Annotated in this window: 17 protein-coding genes; 7 read left to right on the top strand and 10 right to left on the bottom strand. The window is 63.4% G+C overall.

What is annotated here, in order from left to right:
- Positions 1 to 87 precede the first annotated feature (87 nt).
- From ACZYHG_RS31180 to ACZYHG_RS31165, 4 genes are all read right to left on the bottom strand, one after another.
- The gene (locus ACZYHG_RS31180) at positions 88 to 1,698 is read right to left on the bottom strand and encodes an ABC transporter substrate-binding protein (protein WP_464611864.1); all 1,611 of its coding nucleotides are present in this window, start codon (positions 1,696 to 1,698) and stop codon (positions 88 to 90) included.
- 64 nt (positions 1,699 to 1,762) lie between these two features.
- On the bottom strand, positions 1,763 to 2,455 hold the full coding sequence (locus tag ACZYHG_RS31175) for an HAD-IA family hydrolase (RefSeq protein WP_464614833.1): 693 nt from the start codon (positions 2,453 to 2,455) through the stop codon (positions 1,763 to 1,765).
- 269 nt (positions 2,456 to 2,724) lie between these two features.
- A complete protein-coding gene (locus tag ACZYHG_RS31170; protein ID WP_464611863.1) occupies positions 2,725 to 4,098 on the bottom strand; it encodes an aminotransferase class III-fold pyridoxal phosphate-dependent enzyme in 1,374 nt (457 codons plus the stop codon).
- Positions 4,099 to 4,111: 13 nt separating this feature from the next.
- Complete coding sequence (locus ACZYHG_RS31165) at positions 4,112 to 4,951, bottom strand: GNAT family N-acetyltransferase (RefSeq protein WP_464611862.1); 840 nt, start codon at positions 4,949 to 4,951, stop codon at positions 4,112 to 4,114.
- A gap of 319 nt (positions 4,952 to 5,270) precedes the next feature.
- Here ACZYHG_RS31165 and ACZYHG_RS31160 point away from each other — a divergent pair, with 319 nt between their 5' ends.
- A complete protein-coding gene (locus ACZYHG_RS31160; protein WP_464611861.1) occupies positions 5,271 to 5,939 on the top strand; it encodes a haloacid dehalogenase type II in 669 nt (222 codons plus the stop codon).
- 16 nt (positions 5,940 to 5,955) lie between these two features.
- Positions 5,956 to 7,230: an NAD(P)/FAD-dependent oxidoreductase gene (locus tag ACZYHG_RS31155; RefSeq protein WP_464611860.1), complete on the top strand. Its 1,275-nt coding sequence runs from the start codon at positions 5,956 to 5,958 to the stop codon at positions 7,228 to 7,230.
- A 33-nt stretch (positions 7,231 to 7,263) separates the two neighbouring features.
- Here the strand turns inward: ACZYHG_RS31155 and ACZYHG_RS31150 are convergent, their stop codons facing one another.
- The 6 genes from ACZYHG_RS31150 to argE form a co-directional block, all read right to left on the bottom strand.
- On the bottom strand, positions 7,264 to 8,721 hold the full coding sequence (locus ACZYHG_RS31150) for an NAD-dependent succinate-semialdehyde dehydrogenase (RefSeq protein WP_464611859.1): 1,458 nt from the start codon (positions 8,719 to 8,721) through the stop codon (positions 7,264 to 7,266).
- Positions 8,722 to 8,738: 17 nt separating this feature from the next.
- The gene (locus ACZYHG_RS31145; protein ID WP_464611858.1) at positions 8,739 to 9,782 is read right to left on the bottom strand and encodes a tartrate dehydrogenase; all 1,044 of its coding nucleotides are present in this window, start codon (positions 9,780 to 9,782) and stop codon (positions 8,739 to 8,741) included.
- Positions 9,783 to 9,792: 10 nt separating this feature from the next.
- Entirely contained in the window at positions 9,793 to 11,256 is a 1,464-nt protein-coding gene (locus ACZYHG_RS31140; RefSeq protein WP_464611857.1) for an aldehyde dehydrogenase family protein, read from the bottom strand.
- Positions 11,257 to 11,404: 148 nt separating this feature from the next.
- On the bottom strand, positions 11,405 to 11,758 hold the full coding sequence (locus tag ACZYHG_RS31135) for a cupin domain-containing protein (RefSeq protein ID WP_464614832.1): 354 nt from the start codon (positions 11,756 to 11,758) through the stop codon (positions 11,405 to 11,407).
- 23 nt (positions 11,759 to 11,781) lie between these two features.
- On the bottom strand, positions 11,782 to 12,705 hold the full coding sequence (locus ACZYHG_RS31130; RefSeq protein WP_464611856.1) for a 2-hydroxyacid dehydrogenase: 924 nt from the start codon (positions 12,703 to 12,705) through the stop codon (positions 11,782 to 11,784).
- Between the two features lie 12 nt (positions 12,706 to 12,717).
- A complete protein-coding gene (argE, locus tag ACZYHG_RS31125; RefSeq protein ID WP_464611855.1) occupies positions 12,718 to 13,842 on the bottom strand; it encodes an acetylornithine deacetylase in 1,125 nt (374 codons plus the stop codon).
- A 237-nt stretch (positions 13,843 to 14,079) separates the two neighbouring features.
- On the opposite strand from argE, the gene ACZYHG_RS31120 reads away from it, so the two are divergent.
- From ACZYHG_RS31120 to ACZYHG_RS31100, 5 genes are all read left to right on the top strand, one after another.
- Positions 14,080 to 14,982, top strand: a complete 903-nt coding sequence (locus tag ACZYHG_RS31120) for a GNAT family N-acetyltransferase (protein WP_464611854.1) — start codon at positions 14,080 to 14,082, stop codon at positions 14,980 to 14,982.
- A 479-nt stretch (positions 14,983 to 15,461) separates the two neighbouring features.
- Positions 15,462 to 16,451: an ABC transporter substrate-binding protein gene (locus ACZYHG_RS31115; protein WP_464611853.1), complete on the top strand. Its 990-nt coding sequence runs from the start codon at positions 15,462 to 15,464 to the stop codon at positions 16,449 to 16,451.
- A gap of 121 nt (positions 16,452 to 16,572) precedes the next feature.
- Complete coding sequence (locus tag ACZYHG_RS31110) at positions 16,573 to 17,397, top strand: ABC transporter permease (protein ID WP_464611852.1); 825 nt, start codon at positions 16,573 to 16,575, stop codon at positions 17,395 to 17,397.
- A 14-nt stretch (positions 17,398 to 17,411) separates the two neighbouring features.
- Positions 17,412 to 18,215, top strand: coding sequence for an ABC transporter ATP-binding protein (locus ACZYHG_RS31105; RefSeq protein ID WP_464611851.1), 804 nt, complete (start codon positions 17,412 to 17,414; stop codon positions 18,213 to 18,215).
- A 5-nt stretch (positions 18,216 to 18,220) separates the two neighbouring features.
- Positions 18,221 to 19,819, top strand: coding sequence for a GMC family oxidoreductase (locus tag ACZYHG_RS31100; protein ID WP_464611850.1), 1,599 nt, complete (start codon positions 18,221 to 18,223; stop codon positions 19,817 to 19,819).
- Positions 19,820 to 19,879: the final 60 nt, after the last annotated feature.

The raw sequence follows: 19,879 nt of genomic DNA, 5'->3' as shown, positions 1-19,879 counted from the left end.
GAAGCGCTCCCTGCGGTTGCATTCAGCCAAACAATCTTGCGCAATGCAGTGCCGGGGACCGGCCGACCGACCCCCGGCAGGTGCCCCTCAGGCTTCGAGCCAGAGATATTCCGCCATTGCGTAGCCCATCATGCCACCAAGCGGGTTCGCCTCCAAACCCTTCACCTTGCTGGAGAGGGCATCCACGTTGGAAATGTAGGCCGGGATGATGGTGCCGGCCTCCTCGGAGACCATTGTCTGCATCTGGCCGTAGATTTCCTTGCGCTTGGCCTGGTCGAGCGAGCCGCGCGCCTCGATCATCAGCTTGTCGAACTTCTCCGACTTGTACTGGCTTTCGTTCCAGGGCGCGTTGGAGGCGTAGAGGAGCGAGAACAGAATGTCCGGCGTCGGGCGTGGATTGATGTTGCCGAAATGGATCGGCGCCTTGAGCCAGTAATTGTCCCAATATCCGTCGGACGGGACGCGCTGGACGTCGAGCTTCATGCCGATGTCGGCGCCGGCGGCCTGGATGATCACCGCCATGTCGATCGACGAGGTCGCGGCATCGGAGGCGACCACGGGGATGGACTGACCGAGCAGGCCCGACTTCTGGAAGTGGAACTTGGCCTTGTCCGGGTCGAAGGCCTTCGGCTTGAGGTCGGCATTGTGGAAGATGTTCGCCGGCGAGACAGGCTGGTCGTTGCCGATTTCGCCAAGACCGCGCAACGCCGATTTGACGATCTGCTCGCGGTTGACGAGATACTTCATGCCGGCCACGAAGTCGGCCTTGTTGCCCGGATCCATGTCGAGCCGGATGTTGAGGTCGGTGTAGTTGCCCGACGTGGTCTTCGACAATTCGAAGCCCTGCTGGCCGCCAATGAGCTTCATCGCACGTGGATTGATCGCGGCCGCAAAATTGATGTCACCGGAAAGCAGCGCGTTGACGCGGGCGCTGTCGTCGCTGATGGCGATGAATTCGAACGAGTCCAGGTAGGGCTTGCCTGATTTCCAGTAGTTCTTGTTCTTGGTGACGACCGACCGCACGCCCGGTTCGAACGTCTGCAGCACGAAAGCGCCGGTGCCATTGCCCTTCGAGAAGTCGGTGGTGCCGTCCGCCACGATCATGAAGTGGTGCAGCGCTAGGATGGTCGGCAGGTCGGCATTCGGATCGGCCAGCGTGATTTCGACGGTTGACTTGTCGACCGCCTTGAAGCCGGTCATCTGGGCGGCAATCTTGGCGACTTTGGAACCGACCGCCGGATCGAGATGGCGCTTCATCGAGAAGACGACGTCGTCCGCGGTGAGATCCTTGCCATCGTGGAAGGTGACGCCCTTGCGCAGCTTCACGGTCCAGGTCTTGGCGTCCCTGCTGTCGAAGCTTTCAGCCAGCTCCATCTGCGTGACGCCATCCTTGTCGAGGAAGGTCAGGCGGTTGTAGAGCGAGCAGCAGCGGACATAGTCAGTCGACAGCGACGCCTTTGCCGGATCGAGCGTGTCGGCGGTCGAGGACGACCAGCCTGCCGCCTTGAAGGTTCCGCCGGAAACCGGCGTGGCGGCGACGGCATTGGTGGCTCGGCCGAGCACCACGCTGCCCGCGGCAACCGCGGCGCCGCCGGCCAACAGCATCTTGAGAAGTTCGCGGCGGCTCGCGCCCCGCCGAATGGCATTTTCGACCATGGCATCGTCTGCGCTGGTCCAGTTCGTGATCTTGTCGGTCATATCATTCCCCTTTCTGTTTGTTTTTCCGGGATGCTCGTCTTGTTGCGGCTTTCCGGGCTTGGACTCAGGTTCGTTCCTTCAGGCTTTCCCGCACTGCCGCCGCCAACGCGGCCATTGAGGTGAAGTGGTAGTCCGGCACGGTGAAGCGCTCCGGCTCGATTGTGCCGCCATAGCCCTGCTGGGCGTGCCGGCGCTCGATCCAGCAATTGGTCATGCCAAGCGCCCGGGATATGCCGATGTCGTGGTACTGGCTTTGCGCGACGTGCAGGATGTCGTCCTTGCTATCGCCTCGGGAAGCCACGAAATCGAAGACCTTCTGGAAATAAGCCGGGTCCGGTTTCTCCGTGCCGGTGTCGTCGGCGGTGAACGTGGCGAAGAAGGGCGATCCGAGTTGCTTCTCGAAATGATCAAGCGCCCAGCGCCGAGCGTTGGTCATGGCAACCAGCTTGTGGGATTTCGCAAGCTCGGCCAATGCTGCCGCGCCGTCGGGGAAGCCTTGCCAGACGCTGGCGGAATCCCTCAGGCGGACGCCGTATTTCTCCTCGGCCGGCAGGCCGAGCCGCGGCGCGATGACCATGTAGACACGCACGAGGTCGTCGGGAAACAGGCCCGCATCGGGCATGTACCGGGCTTGCCGATACAGGGCCAGCGCTGCTTCGCCATCGATCGACACGCCAGCGTCGGCGGCAATCCCGGCCAAGCAGGTCGTGATGCCGCCTTCGAAGTCGATCAGCGTGCCGACGACGTCGAAGCTCATATATTTGAATTCGCTGAAACCCCTGGCCAAAATTTAGCTCTCCTCTGCGCAGGGCCGAATTACATCGTGCTGAACAGAACAAAATTCCGTGCTGTCCGGGGCGCTGGCCTTTTTCTAAAACCCGGAAACATGGGCTTTCTGGCCTTGTCTTAAACGCAGTCTGGCACTTCCCCCGCGCTGGATTCGCCGAAAAGGCGTGAGGGCGCGGCACAAAATTGCGAAATCGTCTGTCCCGGCGCTATTTCGAAACGCGTGGTACTCGCCGCCCGTCATGCCAGGGCCTGGCGGACATCGGGATCGTCCAGCGTCTGGTCGAGCGTCCGCTGCGTGCGCTCGACGATCGCATCGATTTCGGCGTCGGTGCAGCAGAGCGGCGGCGCATAGCCGAGAACCCCATGCGCAAAGGCACGGATGATCAGGCCGTTGTCCCATGCCCTGTCGAAGACGCGCCGCGCCGGCATCGCCGATGCCGGAAGCGGTGTCTTCTTCTGCTTGTCGACCACCAGTTCGATCGCGGCAAGCATGCCGCGGCCGCGCACGTCGCCAACCAGCGGATGGTCCCTCAGGCCCTCCAAGCCCGCCATCAGGCGGGCGCCGGCCTTGATGCCATTCTCCAATAGGCCGTCTTCGTAGAGCTTCAGCACTTCGAGCGCGACGGCGGCGCTGACGGGGTGGGCGGAATAGGTGTAGCCATGGCCGACCGCCGAGGCGCCCGCGCCATCGGCGATGACGTCATAGACATGATCGGCCATGAACACGGCGCCCATGGGAACATAGCCCGAGGTCAGCCCCTTCGCGGTCGTCATGAAATCGGGAACGATGTCCTCATCGGTACAGGCGAACAAGGGTCCCGTGCGGCCGAAGCCGGTGATCACCTCGTCGGCGACGAACAGGATGCCGTACTCCCGGCAGAGCTCGCGCATCGCCTTGATCCAGCCTTTCGGCGGAACAATGACGCCGCCCGAGCCCTGGATCGGCTCGACATAGAAGGCAGCGACCCGCTCCGGCCCGATCTCCTGGATCTTGGCCTTCAGCGCGGCGAGCGATGCGGCAATGATCGCGTTCCCGTCCTGGCCCACCGGGTTGCGATAGGGATAGGGTGAGGGGATCTTGTGCTGCCATTCAAAGGGAATGCCGAAACCGGCGTGAAAGGCGGGCAGGGCGGTCAGGCCCGCGCCGACCACCGACGACCCGTGATAACCCTGCTCGATGGAAATGAACTGGTCGCGCTTTGGCTGGCCCCTAGCATTCCAATAGTAGCGGACGAAACGGATCGTGCTGTCGACCGCGTCCGACCCGCCAAGCGTGAAAAAGACGTGATTGAGATCTCCCGGCGCGCGCTCTGCCAGCTCCGAGGCCAGCCGGATGGCCGGCTCTGAGCCAAGGTCGAAATAGGCGGTGGCGTAGGGAAGCTCGCGCATCTGCCGGGCCGCCGCCTCGACGATGCTGTCGTGGCCGTAGCCGGCATTGACGCACCATAGCCCGGCGAAACCGTCGACGAGTTGCTTGCCGGACGCATCGGTCACGGTCGCACCCTTTGCCGATTTCAAGACGCGCACGCCAATCGCCTCATGACCAAGGTATGAAGAGACCGGGTGGATGAGATGGGCGCGATCGAGTTCAATCAGGGAATTGGCGAGCATTGTTGTTCTCCGACTAGCCCAGCGCCTGGTTGGCGAGGGCGTAAACTTTCGGTCTGGCCTGTTCCATGCTCGTCTTGGGTGGACGGTCCATGGCCACGCCGCCGCCAACATGGGCGAGGCCGATATCCTCGAGCCAACTGGCGATGCCGGTCCCGCTGCCGGTATCCACGCGCAGGAAGGCGCCGGCGCGTGGGGCGGCGAAGAAGCGGATCAGGTCTTTGGCGGCTTCGACGCTTCCCGCGATGACCGGACCGATCACCTCGCCGCGTCCGAATGGGCGGATCGCGGCATAGGCCTCGATGGCGCCGTTGCGGCGGATGACCGCGAATTGGCCGCGCTCCGCCAGCGCATCGATCAGAGTTTCTCGGTCGGCGCCGTAGGCGTCGCGGTCCAGCGCCTTGATTTCCGGGAGATCAGCGGTGCCTGCGGCTTCCACACCGTCGGGCGCACCAAGCTTGGCAACGCTGCCCTGATGTTGCCGGATCGTACCGGACGGCACGAAGCCGAGCTTTTCATAGAGAGGCATGCCGTCCGCTGTCGCGACGAGCCGCAGCGGACGGTCGCCGGCAAGGGCGAAGGCCTGATCCATCAGCCGGCGCCCGAGCCCCTTGCCCCGCACTGTCCTGTCGACGATCACCATGTTGATCATGGCGCAGTCCATGCCGTAGGGGGTGACCAGGATTGTTCCGGTGACGCGGCCCTGGTCGTCGAGCGCGACCGCGCCGTTCGAGAGCTGCAGCGCCATCTGCCAGTCCTGCGGGCGATGCGGCCAATTCTCCTGGCGAGAAAGCAACACCGCTCCCTCAATATGGTCCGGACCGAAGGCCCGGAGTTCGATCTCGCCCTGCTGCATGAGGCATCCTTCCGTCTGACCCCAAGTTTCGGCCATCGGCGCGCCGCAGATCGTCTGAAGGCGTCGGTCTCAGCGGTATCTTTCGCCGTAGCGCGACGGGTGCACCGCATCTTGTGCTGACGCTGGCCGCGGCGGATGCGCTTCAGATCGCAGACGCGCCCTCATTGGCCGCCAGGATGCTACAGCGTGCCAAACCAGCGGGTGGATACGGAACTTTCTGCTTTCGGAAGGGCGATTTCGGTCAGGTGGGTCGCCACCTGCCATCCTATGATGAAATACATCCCAGCACGGATGTGCTTTCCACCGGAGATCGACGGACATGGCTTCCTTCAGGCCCAAATACATAACCTTCGACTGCTACGGCACGTTGACCTTTTTCCAGATGGCGGAAGCGGCGCGCGATCTCTACGGCAGCCGGCTCGACGAGCCGTTCATGCTGGAGTTCATCAAGAGCTTCGCGGCCTATCGGCTCGACGAGATCATGGGCGACTGGAAGCCCTATGCCGATGTCGTTCATAACGCGCTTGAGCGCGCCTGCAAGCGCAACGGCGTTGCCTTCAGCGCCGAAGATGCTGGGATGGTCTACGAGCGCGTCCCGACCTGGGGGCCTCACGCGGACGTTCCGGCCGGCCTGGCGAAGGTGGCCAAGGAGATTCCGCTGGTCATCCTGTCCAACGCCATGAACGCGCAGATCATGTCCAATGTCGAGAAACTCGGCGCGCCGTTCCATGCCGTCTACACGGCCGAGCAGGCGCAGGCCTACAAGCCACGTTTCAAGGCCTTCGAATACATGTTCGACAGGTTGGGTTGCGGCCCGGAGGATATCCTTCACTGCTCGTCCTCGTTCCGCTACGACCTGATGTCGGCACACGATCTCGGCATCAAGAACAAGGTCTGGGTCAATCGTGGCCACGAACCGGCCAACCCTTACTATGGCTATGTCGAGATATCGGACATTTCGGGTCTTGCAGGCGTGGTCGGTCTCTGAAACAGGCGGATTGCCAATGAAGTTCGTCTCCTACTGGCACGACACCGCCCCGGCCTTTTCCGGCGGGGCGCAAGGCCCGGTCGACGGGCACTACGATGCCGCCATCATCGGCGGCGGCTTCACTGGTCTCGCCGCCGCGCGCCAGCTGGCGAAGGCCGGTGCCAAGGTGGTCGTGCTGGAGGCGGAGCGGGTGGGCTGGGGCGCATCCGGTCGCAATGGCGGGCACCTCAACAACGGCCTCGCCCACGGCTATCTCTCGGCCAAGGCGGAGCTCGGCAAGGAGCGAGCAATCGCGCTCTACCGGGCGCTCGACGACTCCGTCGACACCATCGAGGCGCTGGTCGCCGAGGAAGGCATCGACTGTAACTTCCGCCGTGCCGGCAAGCTGAAGCTTGCCTCCAAGCCGCAGCATTTTGAAGCGATCGCCCGCAACTTCGAAGCCCTCCATGCCGAAGTGGATCCGGATACGGCGCTGCTGTCGGCGGCCGACCTCAAGTCCGACATCGGCTCACCCTTCCACGGCGCGATGCTGTCGAAGAAGAGCGCCATGATGCATATGGGCCGCTATGTGGCCGGCCTGGCCACTTCAGCCGTTCGTCATGGCGCTATCATCCACGAAAACGCGGTGGTGACCGACCGCAAGCAGGCCGGCAAGCGGCATGAGCTCACCACTTCCCGAGGCCAGATCAGCGCCGACAATGTGCTGGTGGCGACCGGCGCCTACACCACGCCTGACTTCGGCTACTTCCGCCGCAGGATCATCTCCGTTGGCAGTTTCATCATCGCCACGCGGCCGTTGAGCGACGCCGAGATCGCCGAGACCATGCCGGGCAACCGGACATGCGTGACCTCGATGAACATCGGCAATTACTTCCGGCTTTCGCCCGACAGGCGCCTGATCTTCGGCGGCCGCGCACGCTTCTCGGCGACATCGGACCAGCGCTCCGACGCCAGAAGCGGACAGATATTGCGGGCAGGCCTGGCGGCGATCTTCCCGCAACTCGCCAAGGTCGAGATCGACTATTGCTGGGGCGGGCTGGTCGACATGACCAAGGATCGCTTCCCACGCGCAGGCTATCATGACGGGGTCTGGTACGCGATGGGCTATTCCGGCCACGGTGCGCAGCTCTCCACCCATCTCGGCATGATCCTGGCCGATGCCATGCTCGGCCGCGAAGATCGCAATCCGATGAAGGGGCTCGAGTGGCCGTCCATTCCCGGTTACTCCGGCAAGCCCTGGTTCCTGCCGATGGTCGGCCTCTACTACAAGGCGCTCGACCGGATTCAGTGATCGTCGAACCGGCCCGGCTTCGGCAAAAACCGCTCAGCCGAGCCCGCCGATGTGGAAGCTCTTCATCTCGAGATATTCCTCGATGCCGGCCTGCGCGCCCTCTCGTCCGAGGCCGGACAGCTTGACGCCGCCGAAGGGGGCGACCTCGATCGAGACCGAGCCGGTGTTTAGACCCACCATGCCGAACTCCAGCGCCTCGCCCACGCGCCAGGCGCGTTTCAGGTTTTCGGTGTAGAAGTAGGAAGCAAGCCCGTAGGGCGTGCCGTTGGCCAGCGCGATCGCTTCCTCTTCCGTCTCGAAACGGAAAAGCGGCGCGACCGGGCCGAACGTTTCTTCACCGGCAAGCTGCATGTCTTTTGTGGCGCCGGTCAGCACCAGCGGCGCGACATACTGAGGACCGTTGGGCAATGCGGGCTTCTCGGTGATGATCGCAGCGCCCTTGGCGAGCGCGTCCTCGACATGGCGGTTGATCTTCTCGACCGCCGCCATGTTGATCATCGGCCCGATGGCGACACCTGGTTCGGTGCCAGGCCCCACCATCATGGCGTTGACGCGCGCGGAAAGCTTCGCGGCGAAGGTTTCATAGACACCGGCCTGGACGAGGATGCGGTTGGCGCAGACGCAGGTCTGGCCGCCATTGCGGAACTTGGAGACCAGCGCGCCCTCGATGGCGAGGTCGAGATCGGCGTCGTCGAAGACGATGAAGGGTGCATTGCCGCCGAGTTCGAGGCTGAGCCGCTTCACGCTGTCGGCCGCCCCGCGCATCAGCAGCGAACCGACACGCGTCGATCCGGTGAAGGAGATCTTGCGAACGGTCTCGTTCGCCATGATCTCGTTGCCGATCTCGGCAGGCATGCCGGTAACGATGTTGATGACGCCGGCCGGGATGCCGGCGCGCTCGGCAAGCACGCCGAGCGCCAGCGCCGAATAGGGCGTGAATTCGGACGGTTTGATCACCACCGTGCAGCCGGCGGCCAGCGCCGGCGCGACCTTGCGGGTGATCATCGCATTGGGAAAGTTCCACGGCGTGATGATGCCGCAAACGCCTACCGGCTCCTTCAGCACGATGATGCGCCGGTCTGGCGTGGGCGAAGGGATGGTGTGGCCATTGATGCGGCGAGCCTCCTCCGCGAACCATTTGACGAAGGAAGCGCCATAGCGGACCTCGCCCTTGGCCTCGTCCAGCGGCTTGCCCTGTTCCGTCGTCAGGATCAGCGCGAGGTCGTCCAGATGCGCCAGCATCAGGCCATGCCAGGCTTCCAGGAGACCAGCGCGCTCGGCGTTGGTCTTCTTCTTCCAGTCGGCATAGGCGGAAGCCGCGGCCTCGATGGCAGCGCGGGTCTCCGGACCGGCCATGTCGGGGACCGTGCCGATCGCCACCTGGGTTGCCGGATCGATGACATCGACCGTCCTGCCGGAGCCGGCCGCGACCCATTCGCCGCCAATCAGGCCAGCTTCGCGGAAGAGACTTTTGTTTTTCAGGTTTTTCATCGGATACGACCTTGCAATCAGGTGAGTGCCGCGACGATGGTGGCCGTGATGGCTTTCGTGCTGTCCTTGCCGGGAGTTGTTCCGATGCCGCGCGCGGTTGTCGCTTCGACCGCTTGCATGATCCGGCCGGCGGCGGCCGTTTCGCCGAGATGTTCGAGCATCATGGCGCCGGACCAGATGGCGGCGATCGGGTTGGCGATGCCGAGATGGGCGATGTCGGGCGCCGAGCCGTGCACCGGCTCGAACATGGAGGGTGCCGAGCGGCCGGGATTGATGTTGGCGGAGGCGGCGTAACCGAGCCCGCCCTGGATCGCCGCGCCGATATCGGTCAGGATGTCGCCGAACAGGTTGGAGGCGACGACCACGTCGAGGCTCTCCGGCGCCATGATCATGCGGGCGGCAAGCGCATCGACATGATAGCTGGTCACAGTGACATCAGGATAGTCCGCCGCCAGCTTGCGCGTGATCTCGTCCCAGAACACCATCGAGTATTTCTGCGCGTTGGACTTGGTGACGGAGGCCAGCTTGCCCCGACGCGCCCGCGCCTGTTCGAAGCCGAAGCGCAGGATGCGCTCGACGCCAGCGCGGGTGAAGATCGAGGTCTCCACGGCGACCTCGTCCAGCGTGCCCTGATGCACGCGCCCGCCGGCACCCGAATATTCGCCTTCGGTGTTCTCGCGGATGCACAATATGTCGAAACCTTCCGCCCGCAGCGGTCCTGTCACGCCAGGCAGCAGGCGGTGTGGCCGGATGTTGGCATATTGCACGAAGGCCTTGCGGATCGGTAGCAACAGGCCGTGCAGCGAAACGGAATCCGGCACCTGCGCCGGCCAGCCGACGGCGCCGAGAAGGATGGCGTCGAAGCCGCGCAAGGTCTTGATGCCGTCGTGCGGCATCATGCGGCCGGTATCCTTGTAGAATTTGCAGGACCAGGGGAACTCGGTCCCGGTCAAGGCAAAGCCAGATTGGTTGGCTGCGGCCTCCAGCACCGTCCAGGCGGCGGCGGTCACATCGCTGCCGATGCCGTCACCGGGGATCGTAGCGATCGAATAGGATTTCATCGACATCTCTCTAGAGGCTGATCAGGACGCTTTTGGTCCTGCGGTTGGCGAGATAGGCCTCGCGGCCGAGATCCTTGCCGATGCCGGAGCGCTTGTAGCCGCCGGTCGGCAGGATATGGTCACGCGAGCGGCTGTAGCGGTTGACCCAGACGGTGCCCGCTTCAAGCTTGCGCGCGAAGCGGATGGTGCGAGACAGGTCTGATGTGAATAGGCCGGACGCCAGCCCGTAGGCCGGATGGGAAGACAGCGCCAGCGCCTCTTCCTCGGTCTCGAAGGTCTGGATGGTCAGGACCGGGCCGAAGATTTCCTCGACGATCGCCGGATTGGCCTGATCGACATCGGCGATCAGCGTCGGCTGGTAAAAATAGCCTGGGCTGTCCATAACGCTGCCGCCGGTCAGGCATTCGCCGCCGGCCTCGATCGCTGCCCGCACGATGCTGTCGACACGCGCCCGCTGCCGCTCTGAGATGATTGGCGAATATTGGGTCGCGTCATCCCAGGTCGGGCCTGGCCGCACCGCCTTCAACTTCTCCATGATCGCGGCCGTCAGCCTGTCGGCCACGCTGCTCTCGACGATCAGGCGCGTGCCGGCCACGCAGGCCTGGCCGGCGTTGAAGGTGACGCTGCCGGCGATGGCCGTCGCCGCCATGTCCAGATCGGCATCGGCAAAGACGATCTGCGGGCTCTTGCCGCCGAGTTCCAGCGTCATCGGCTTGACGCCGGTGCGGGCGATATTCTCCATGATCGCCGATCCGGCGCGGGTCGAGCCAGTGAAGCTGACCTTGGCGATCTCGGGATGGCCGGTCAGCGCCGTGCCCGTCGTCGGACCGTCTCCCAGCACCACGTTTATGAGCCCTGCCGGCAGGCCCGCTTTGACGGCGAGTTGCGCCATATGGACTGCCGAAAAGGGCGTCATTTCCGACGGCTTCAGCACGACCGCATTGCCAGCGGCCAATGCCGGACCAAGCTTCCATCCGGCCATCGAGATCGGAAAATTCCACGGCGTGATCGCGCTGACGACGCCATAGGGCTCGCTCATGATCATGCCGAGAGTGGCGTCGTCGGTCGGCACGAGCTCGCTGCCTTCCTTGTCGGCGAATTCGGCAAAGAAGCGGATCTGCTCGGCGGTGACGGCGATGTCGCCGGCAACGAGCTGGCCGACAGGCCGGGTGGAGCACAGCGCCTCGATCCTGGCCAACGTTTCGGCTTCCGCCTCGATCAGGTCGGCCCAGGCCTGGAGTGCCCTGGTGCGCTCGCGCGGCCGAACGCCGCCCCAGTTGCTGGCCTTCAGCGCCGCCCTGGCGCTTTCTACGGCACGGCCGATCATATCGACGCCGGCCACGGGGCAGGCGGCATAGGCCTTGCCGTCCGACGGTCGGCGCATCTCGATCGCACCCTCGGCCGCGATCAGCTCGCCGCCGATGAAATGGCCGACGGGAAGGGAGACGGTATCCGGGTCGAAGCTCAGGCCCATGGCACCCACTCTGGACTATTCTGCAGGAGCCTAGCGCGAGCGGCAGCGCAGCATGCACCGTTCGGCGATCGGCCGCGGATGATTGTTGTGTGTCGGCGATGACAAACGGCAAAATCTGTTGCGGAGGGCACGCGCCTCGTGCGCTCCGTTACCCCACGGTCACGTAGATCTTGCGGACTGTTTCGATGGTCTTCCAAATCCCGGTGAAGCCGGGTTTCATCACGAAGCTGTCGCCGGCGCGGTAGGTCACCGGCTTGCCGCCGTCGGGCGTGATTTCGATCACGCCCGAGAGGATGTGGCAGAACTCGAAAGTCTCGCCCTTGATCGAGCGCGTTTCGCCGGGCGTCGCCTCCCAGACGCCGGTATGGACGAGGTCGTCCTTGGCGACATCCTGCGCCCAGGTCTTGAAGGCGGGGTGGCCGGCAATCAGCCGTTCGGGCAGCGCCGCCGATTCGCGCGGCTGGAAGCCAGGGCTGGTATCGACGGTCTTGAGCAGGGACAAGGGATGGCCTTTCATGTTGGACTTCAATAGCCGCGCGAGCGGTCGACGAGCCCGATCGGGTCGAGCCCGGCGCGGTGGCGTCGGATGTTTTCGATGACGGTCCGCGCAGCGGTCACAGGTTGGGTGACGCTGGCGACATGCGGGGTCAGGATGACCTTTTGATGCGACCAGAACGGATGGCCTGCCGGCAGCGGTTCGGGATCGGTGACGTCGATCATCGCCGCCGAAAGATGGCCGCTGTCGAGCGCGGCGACAAGGGCCTCTTGATAAAGCTGCGGCCCCCGGCCGGTATGGACGAGCGCCGCGCCCTTGGGCAGCTTCGCAAACAGGTCGGCATCGAGGAAACCGCGCGTGTCCTCGGTCAGCGGCAGCAGGCAGATCAGTATGTCGCTGGCCGCGAGCATCTCCTCCAGCCCAAGCTCGCCATGATGACAGGTCACCCCCTCGATCTGCCGCGGCGAGCGGCTCCATCCAGCAAGTGGAAAGCCGAAGGGCTTCAGCCGGTCGAGGACGGCTTGGCCGAGCTGCCCGAGGCCGAGCACGCCGAGCCGGCGCGACCCAGCCTGCAACTGGGGGATGTCGCGCCATTCGCCGGCGCGCTGCTGCGCCAGATATCCCGGCAGGTTGCGATGCAGGGCGAGCACGGCAAGCGTCACATACTCCTGCATCATGCGCACGATGCCTTCCTCGACCGTACGCACGATCTTCACCTGTTCCGGCACGCTGTCGAGGCGGAACTGGTCGACGCCGGCGCCAATGGAAAACAGGATCTCCAGCTTGCTGTAGCGGGCGAGGTCTTCTGGCGCTGTCCAGGTAATGAGATAGCGCACGGCGTCGGGATCGACCGTTGCGGCATCCATCGTGAAGGGGATATCAGGCAGTTCCTTGGCGAAGGCATCGGCGAAGATCGCCCCGCGCTGTGCATCGGAATTGAACAGGAATGTCATTCCGGTTCCCCTTCAAGCCGCGCAGTGGGCGCCCAGCGCCTCGATCAATCGCTGGCAGGCGACGAGTTCGCTGTTGAGAATGTACTCATCCGGCTTGTGGGCGCGGTCGATGTCGCCGGGTCCGCAGATAATCGCATCGAGTCCGGCGGCTTGGTAAAGCCCGGCCTCCGTGCCGTAGCTGACGGCGGCAAGCGGCACCTCGCCTGTCAACTCGCGCAGCAGTCCCGCAAGCGGCGCGCCTGGCGGCAGCGACATCGCTGGATAGGCGCTCATCGGTGTCCACTCGATGCGAAAGCCATCGGCCACAAGGGCCTCTGCCCGCGCCTTTACAGGCGCCAGCAGGCTCGCCGGGTCGATGCCAGGTATGGCGCGTGCCTCAAGGTCCAGCGTACAGGTGTCGGGGATGATGTTGACCTGATGTCCGCCCGCCACCACGCCCGCCTGCAGCGAGGAGTAGGGTGGCTCGAAGGCAGGGTCGAACGGACCGTTCATCAGCCGATCGGCTTCGCTCACGGCGGCGCTCAGCGCACCGGCCATGGCGTGGATGGCGTTGAGGCCGAGATCGGGCCGCGAGGAATGGCCGGAGCGCCCGCTGATGATCACGCGAGCGGCCGCCTTGCCCTTGTGGCCGCGCACGGCGCGCAGGCCGCTCGGCTCGCCGACGATGACGCCGAGCGGCTTGGCGCAAAGCTCGTGAAGGCGGGCGATCAGATGCGGCACGCCGCGGCACCCTACCTCCTCGTCATAGGAGAAGGCGAGGTGGATTGGCCTGGCAAGGCGCTGTCCCGCCAGCATGGGCACGGCCGCGAGCGTCGCGGCAAGAAACCCCTTCATGTCCGTGGTGCCACGTCCGTAGAGCCGCTCGCCCTCCCGGCGCAACGCGAAAGGGTTCGAACTCCATTGCGGCTCACTGGCGGGGACGACGTCCATGTGGCCGGACAGGATGTAACCCGGGACATCGGCGGGGCCGATCGTCGCGAAAAGATTGAAACGGTCGCCTTCCGGCCCTGGTAGCAGGGTGACCTGCGTGCTGTGTTCAGCGAGATAGGTCTCGATCCAGCCGGCGACGTCACCGTTCGGCTTGCCGGCGACCGATGGAAAGGCGACGAGACGGTCGAGGATGTCGAAGACGTCCATTCCAGCCCTCAAGCATTTCGGGTTCGCCGGGATCGGTGCCGTCGACCATACTTCCAACATTGCCGGAAAGGATGTGCGCGTTCTGACGCGATTGCGTGCCGAAGGCGAAAGTGTTTCAGTTGAATCTTGCGTTGCTGCGCGGCTTTCGAGCAAATCGTACCGATCGGCTCGTTCTAGCGTTACGGGGCAGGGCCGGCCATCGGTGCGCCGCGCTCTAATGCGGTATCTTTCAGGGGCATGGAATTGAAGCCGTCCGGAAGCTTGAAAATCGACACCTTCTCGATGCGCATCGACGACATCGAAGGTGTCGAGCTGGACCGTTTGCACGCACTCTCGCTCTCCGTGGGATGGCCGCATCGCGCCGAAGACTGGCAATTCCTGCGCCAATCGGGACAAGGCCTCGTGGCGCTCGATGAGATCGGCCGGGTTCTCGGTTCTGCCATGTGGTTCACGCATGGCGCCGACTTCGCGACCGTGGGCATGGTCATCACCTCGCCGCGGCTCCAGACGCTGGGGGCGGGACAATGGCTGATGAAGCGGATCTTCGACAGACTAGTCGGACATGACTTGCGCCTCAATGCAACCCGCGCGGCAAGGCGGCTCTATCTCTCGCTCGACTTCCAGCCTGAGAAGACCGCTTATCAATGCCAGGGCATCGCCCGCATGCAGACGAAGGATAGGCCGGCAAATATTCGAGGCGATGTCCGGGCTTTAGACGCAAATGATATTTCCGCCGTGATTGCGCTCGATGCGACAGGCTTCGGCGTGAGGCGGGCGGCGCTCATCGAAAGGCTTTTCGCACACTCGGCCGGCTATGGTCTTTTCAAGGGCGATAGGCTGACCGCTTTCGCGCTCTGCCGGCCGTTTGGACGGGGCCATGTCGTGGGGCCGGTCGTGGCGGAAAGCGACGCCGACGCCGTGGCGATAGTGCGGCCGCACGTAGCCGACCATTCGGGGTCTTTCCTGCGGATCGACACCCACATGGACCATGGCGAGTTCGCTGCCTTTCTGTCGCACAGCGGAATGCCGGTTTTCGACACGGTGCTCACCATGTCGCTGGGCAAACGCCTCTCCGATTTTGCCGTCGGCGCCGCGGTTGCACCGGTGACCTATGCACTCGCCAGTCAAACTCTCGGATAGTGCATTCCAGGACGCGGGCCGTGGGCACGCCGTCCAACGCTGCAAGTGCAAAAAATCGCCGATTGGTCCCGATAGTTGATGAACCCTCGAATATTTTTGCGGCGATTTTCCCTTTTCCGTTAATTTGCGGTTGCCCCCTCGAGGTGACAATCGGGCCAGGAGGGACGTTCAGTTCTTACTGTCAGTCAGAAATTGCCGCGCTTGCGCTTTTCCGTCCGTCTTGCCTCGCGCGGTCCATTGGGATTGTCGACGCCTTCTCGCGCCAACGTTTGCGGATGGGGCGGATGCAGCGCCGGTCTGGTTAGGTCCAGCCTAAGCCGAACGACTGAAAATCATAATTTGTGCAGCGCACCCAGCGTGCTTTGCTCCATCGTCGGCTGAGAAAAGAAAAAATGAACAGGCGACAGGCTTCGGCGATGCGTCGGAGCGGAATTTGGTCGAGCGCGGACAACGCCCGACCTCAAAAACAGGGGAACGTGATGAAGACGATAATCTCGAAGTTTCGCCGGGCCGCGCTTGTGGCCGGGATTGCCCTCAGCGCCATATCGGTGAGCCTCCACGCCGAAGCTGGCAGCTTGAAACTGGGCATGACGACCTGGGTAGGATACGGGCCACTCTTCCTTGCCCGTGACATGGGCTACTTCAAGGAAGGTGGGCTCGATGTCTCGCTCGAAATCATCGAGGAAGCATCGCTGTACATGGCGGCTGTTGCCGCCGGCGAGCTCGACGGCAGCGCCTCGACCATCGACGAGATCATGAAATACCGTTCGAAGGATGTCTGCTTCAAGTCGGTCTATGCGCTGGATGACAGCCATGGCGGCGATGGCGTTCTCGCGCCCAGCGGGATCAAGAGCGTCGCCGACCTCAAGGGCATGGACGTTGCGCTGAACGAAGGCTCAGTGTCGCAGTTCTGGTTCAACATCCTGCTCAAGCAGGCCGGTCTCACCCAGGCCGATGTGAAGATCACCAACATGACGGCGGACGATGCCGCCGCCGCCTTCATGGCCGACCGCATTCCTGTTGCCGTCACCTGGGAACCGCATCTGACGCTGGCCAAGAAGGAAAACAAGGGACAGGTGCTGATCGACTCCTCGAAGACGCCGGGCTTGATCGTCGATGTGGTGGCGCTCAACTGCGACTACATCACGAAGAACCCCAAAGATGTCGAGGCGCTGGTGAAGGGCCTCTACAAGGCCAACGAGTTCATCAAGGAGAATCCGGAGAAGGCCTATGAGGTGATGGCCAAGGGCGTCGGCGGCTGGCTGAAGGAGCCGAAGGACTTCGCCTCCTCGGCCGCGGGCGTGAACTTCTACGGCAAGCAGCGCAATGCCGAATTTTTCGCCGGCGGCGAGACTGGTGAAGCCGGCAAGCTGATCAAGCTGGGCGGCGATATCTGGGGCGGCTTCGGCAAGCTCAAGATGGACATCAAGTACGACGACCTCATCGATACGTCCTTCCTCGGGAAGTAACTTGACCTTGCAAAGTTGATTTGGCTGAACCGGAGGCGGACCTCGCGCCTCCGGTCCAAGCGGCCCAAAAAGGTATCCCGTGACACTAGCACCGAACACGAGCTCTCTGGTCAGCAACGGCGTGACCGCGAGAGTGGAAGAAGGTCAGGCCGGTCGATCCGTCCTGAAAGTCATCGCGACACCGTTTCGGGCTGTGCCGCGCTCTCTCTCCATCACGCTGGGCTTCATGGTCTGGATCGCCGTCATCGGCGGCTGGTTCGCGTTGACCTATTCCGGAGCGGTCAAGGAAATGTTCCTGCCTCGCCCCGAATCCGTGTTGACCACCACCATCAGGATGGCCGCCGACGGGTCGCTGTGGGAGCACGTTTTCGCCAGCGTCCAGGTGGTGTTGATCGGCTTCGTCATTTCGAGCATCGTTGCGGTGCCGCTTGGATTGACGATGGGCACCTACCGCATCGTCCAGGCGGTGCTCGAACCGTTGGTCAATTTCATCCGCTATCTGCCGGTGACCTCCTTCGTGCCGCTTTTCATCCTGTGGATCGGCATTGGCATCGAGCAGCGCGTCGCCGTCATCATCTTCGGCGTCTTCTTCCAGCAACTCGTCATGATCGCCGACAGCGCCCGCGGCGTCCAGCGCGACCTGGTCAACGCGGCCTATACGCTTGGTACCAAACGCGGCGACACGGTCTTCCACATCGTCTTTCCGGCCACGCTTCCGAATGTGCTGGATGTGCTGCGCGTCACCATGGGTTGGGCCTGGACCTATCTCGTCGTGGCCGAACTCGTCGCCGCCCGCAGCGGACTTGGCTACATCTCGCTCAAGGCGATGCGTGGCTTCCAGGTCGACGTGATCTTCATGGCCATCGCCATGATCGGCATCCTTGGTCTTTGCACTGACCAATTGTTCCGGGGCATCCGCCGCCTCGTCGCCCCCTGGGCCAATTGAGGAGTTTCGCTGACATGGACGCCCTGACACTCACGACGAAACCGAAGAGCTCCGACATCGCCATCGACAATGTGGTCCTGCGCTACGGCACAGGCGACAACGCCGTGCTGGCGCTGGACGGCATCTCGTTCCATGTCGTGCCCAATGAGTTCTGCGTGATCGTCGGCCCATCCGGCTGCGGCAAGTCGAGCCTGCTCTATCTCATCGCCGGCCTCGAGGAGCGCACCGGCGGCATGATCTCTGTCGGCGGCAAGCCGGTCACCGAGCCAGGTCCGGATCGCGGCATGGTGTTTCAGGCCTATACGCTGTTTCCCTGGCTGACTGTGGCGCAGAACGTCGAATACGGCCCGAAGCGGAAGGGCATGACGGCGGCCGAGCGCAAGGCCATCGTCGAGCATTTTCTCCATGAGGTCGGGTTGGCGAAATTCGCCAACCATTATCCCTCGCAGCTGTCGGGCGGCATGAAGCAGCGCGTGGCAATTGCGCGTGCGCTCGCCAATGATCCGCAAGTGTTGCTGATGGACGAACCCTTCGGCGCGCTCGACAGCCAGACCCGTCACTCAATGCAGAAGCTTTTGCTGAGGATCTGGGATCATTCCAAGAAGACGGTCCTGTTCGTCACCCATGACATTGACGAGGCGATCCTGCTGGCGGACCGGGTGCTCGTCATGTCCGGCCGGCCCGGCCAGATCAAAAAGGAAATCCGCGTCGGCTTGCCGCGTCCGCGCAGCATGGATCTGGTCATGGAGCCGAACTTCATCGCCATGAAGCGGGAAATCCTCGAGCTCTTGAAGAACGACGAAGACGAAGAGCACTAGCGGGCATGAGCATCGAGACCGCGGAATTCGACTATATCGTCATCGGCGCGGGCTCGGCCGGTTGTGTCCTGGCCAACAGGTTGAGTGCCAATCCTGCAATCCGTGTCTGCCTGATCGAGGCTGGCGGCAGCGATGACCGCACAAGGGTGCGCGTGCCGGCCGGCATTCTCTCGCTCTACGGCAATCCGACTTTCGACTACGGCTACAAAGGCGTGCCGCAGCCGCTGCTCAACAACCGCCGTATACCAGTCAACCGCGGCAAGGTTCTCGGCGGGTCGAGTTCGATCAACTCGATGGTCTATATTCGCGGTGCCGCGCAGGACTACGATGAGTGGGCGGCACGTGGCTGCGTGGGTTGGTCCTACGCCGACGTGCTGCCTGTCTTCAAGAAACTGGAACGGAACCTCCTGTCGCAGAACCCGGCCTATCACGGCTTCGAGGGTGAACTGCTGGTCGACAATCCGCGCGATCCCAACGTCGTGTCCAGACTGTGGGTAGAGGCAGGCAGGGGCTTGGGCCTGCCCGAAAACCGCGACTTCAACGCCGATGGCCAACTCGGCCTCGGCATCTACAATGTCACCCAGGACAAGGGGCAACGCTTCTCGGCCTACACCGCCTTCGTCCGGCCGGTTCTCGGCCGCCCGAATCTCCAGGTTCTGTCAGGCGTCGAGGTGCTTGATCTGGCAGTCGAAAGCGGGCGCGTCACCGGTGTCAATGTGATCCGGGACGGGAGAGCCCAAAGGTTGACATGCCGCGCCGAAGTGGTGCTCAGCGCGGGCGCGATCGGATCGCCGCGCATCCTGCTTGCTTCCGGCATCGGCCCGGCCGAGGAGCTGAAGGCGGCGGGGATTGAACCGGTCATGAATGTGCCGGGCGTCGGCAAGAACCTGCGCGACCATGTCGACGGCATGATAACGGTGCGGTCAAAGAGCACCAGGACGCTCGGTCTGTCGCTCGCCAATCTTCCGGCGATGCTGGCGGCACCGTTTCAATATTTCGTCCGCCGCAAGGGCATGCTGACGACCAACTATGTCGAGGCGGGCGGCTTCGCCAAGACCAGATATGCCGGCGATGTTCCCGACGTCCAATTCCACTTTGTCCCCGGCTATCGCAGCCATCGCGGCCGGCTCGTCGAATATGGCCACGGCTATGCCGTGCACACCTGCGTGCTGCGGCCCGGAAGCGTCGGCGAAATCACGCTCGAGCGCGACGGCACCCGCCGCAACGTGCACATCGATCACCGCTTCTTCAGTGACGAGCAGGATGCCCTGACCCTCGTCGAAGGCATCAAGGTCGCGCGCTCCATTCTGGCCTCGCCAGTCTTTGCCGATATTCGCGGACCGGAAATCCTGCCCGGACCCGATGTCGTCACCGACGACGAGATCCTCGCCTATCTGCGCGCCGAGGCGCTCACCGTCTATCACCCGGTAGGTACCGCCAAGATGGGCAAGGACACCATGGCGGTGGTCGATCCGGCCAGCCTCAAGGTGAACGGCTTCGACAATCTGCGCGTCGCGGATGCCTCCATCATGCCGACATTGATCGGCGGCAACACCAATGCGCCATCCATGATGATCGGCGAAAGGGCGGCCACAGCGATGTAGTCGTAGCCGCATTTAGGCACAAGCTAACCATTGCCACATGAAATCGTAATTTTCGCTGCT

This window comes from Mesorhizobium subarcticum (genome assembly GCF_055456085.1).
This window is presented reverse-complemented; position numbering and strand designations above follow the sequence as displayed.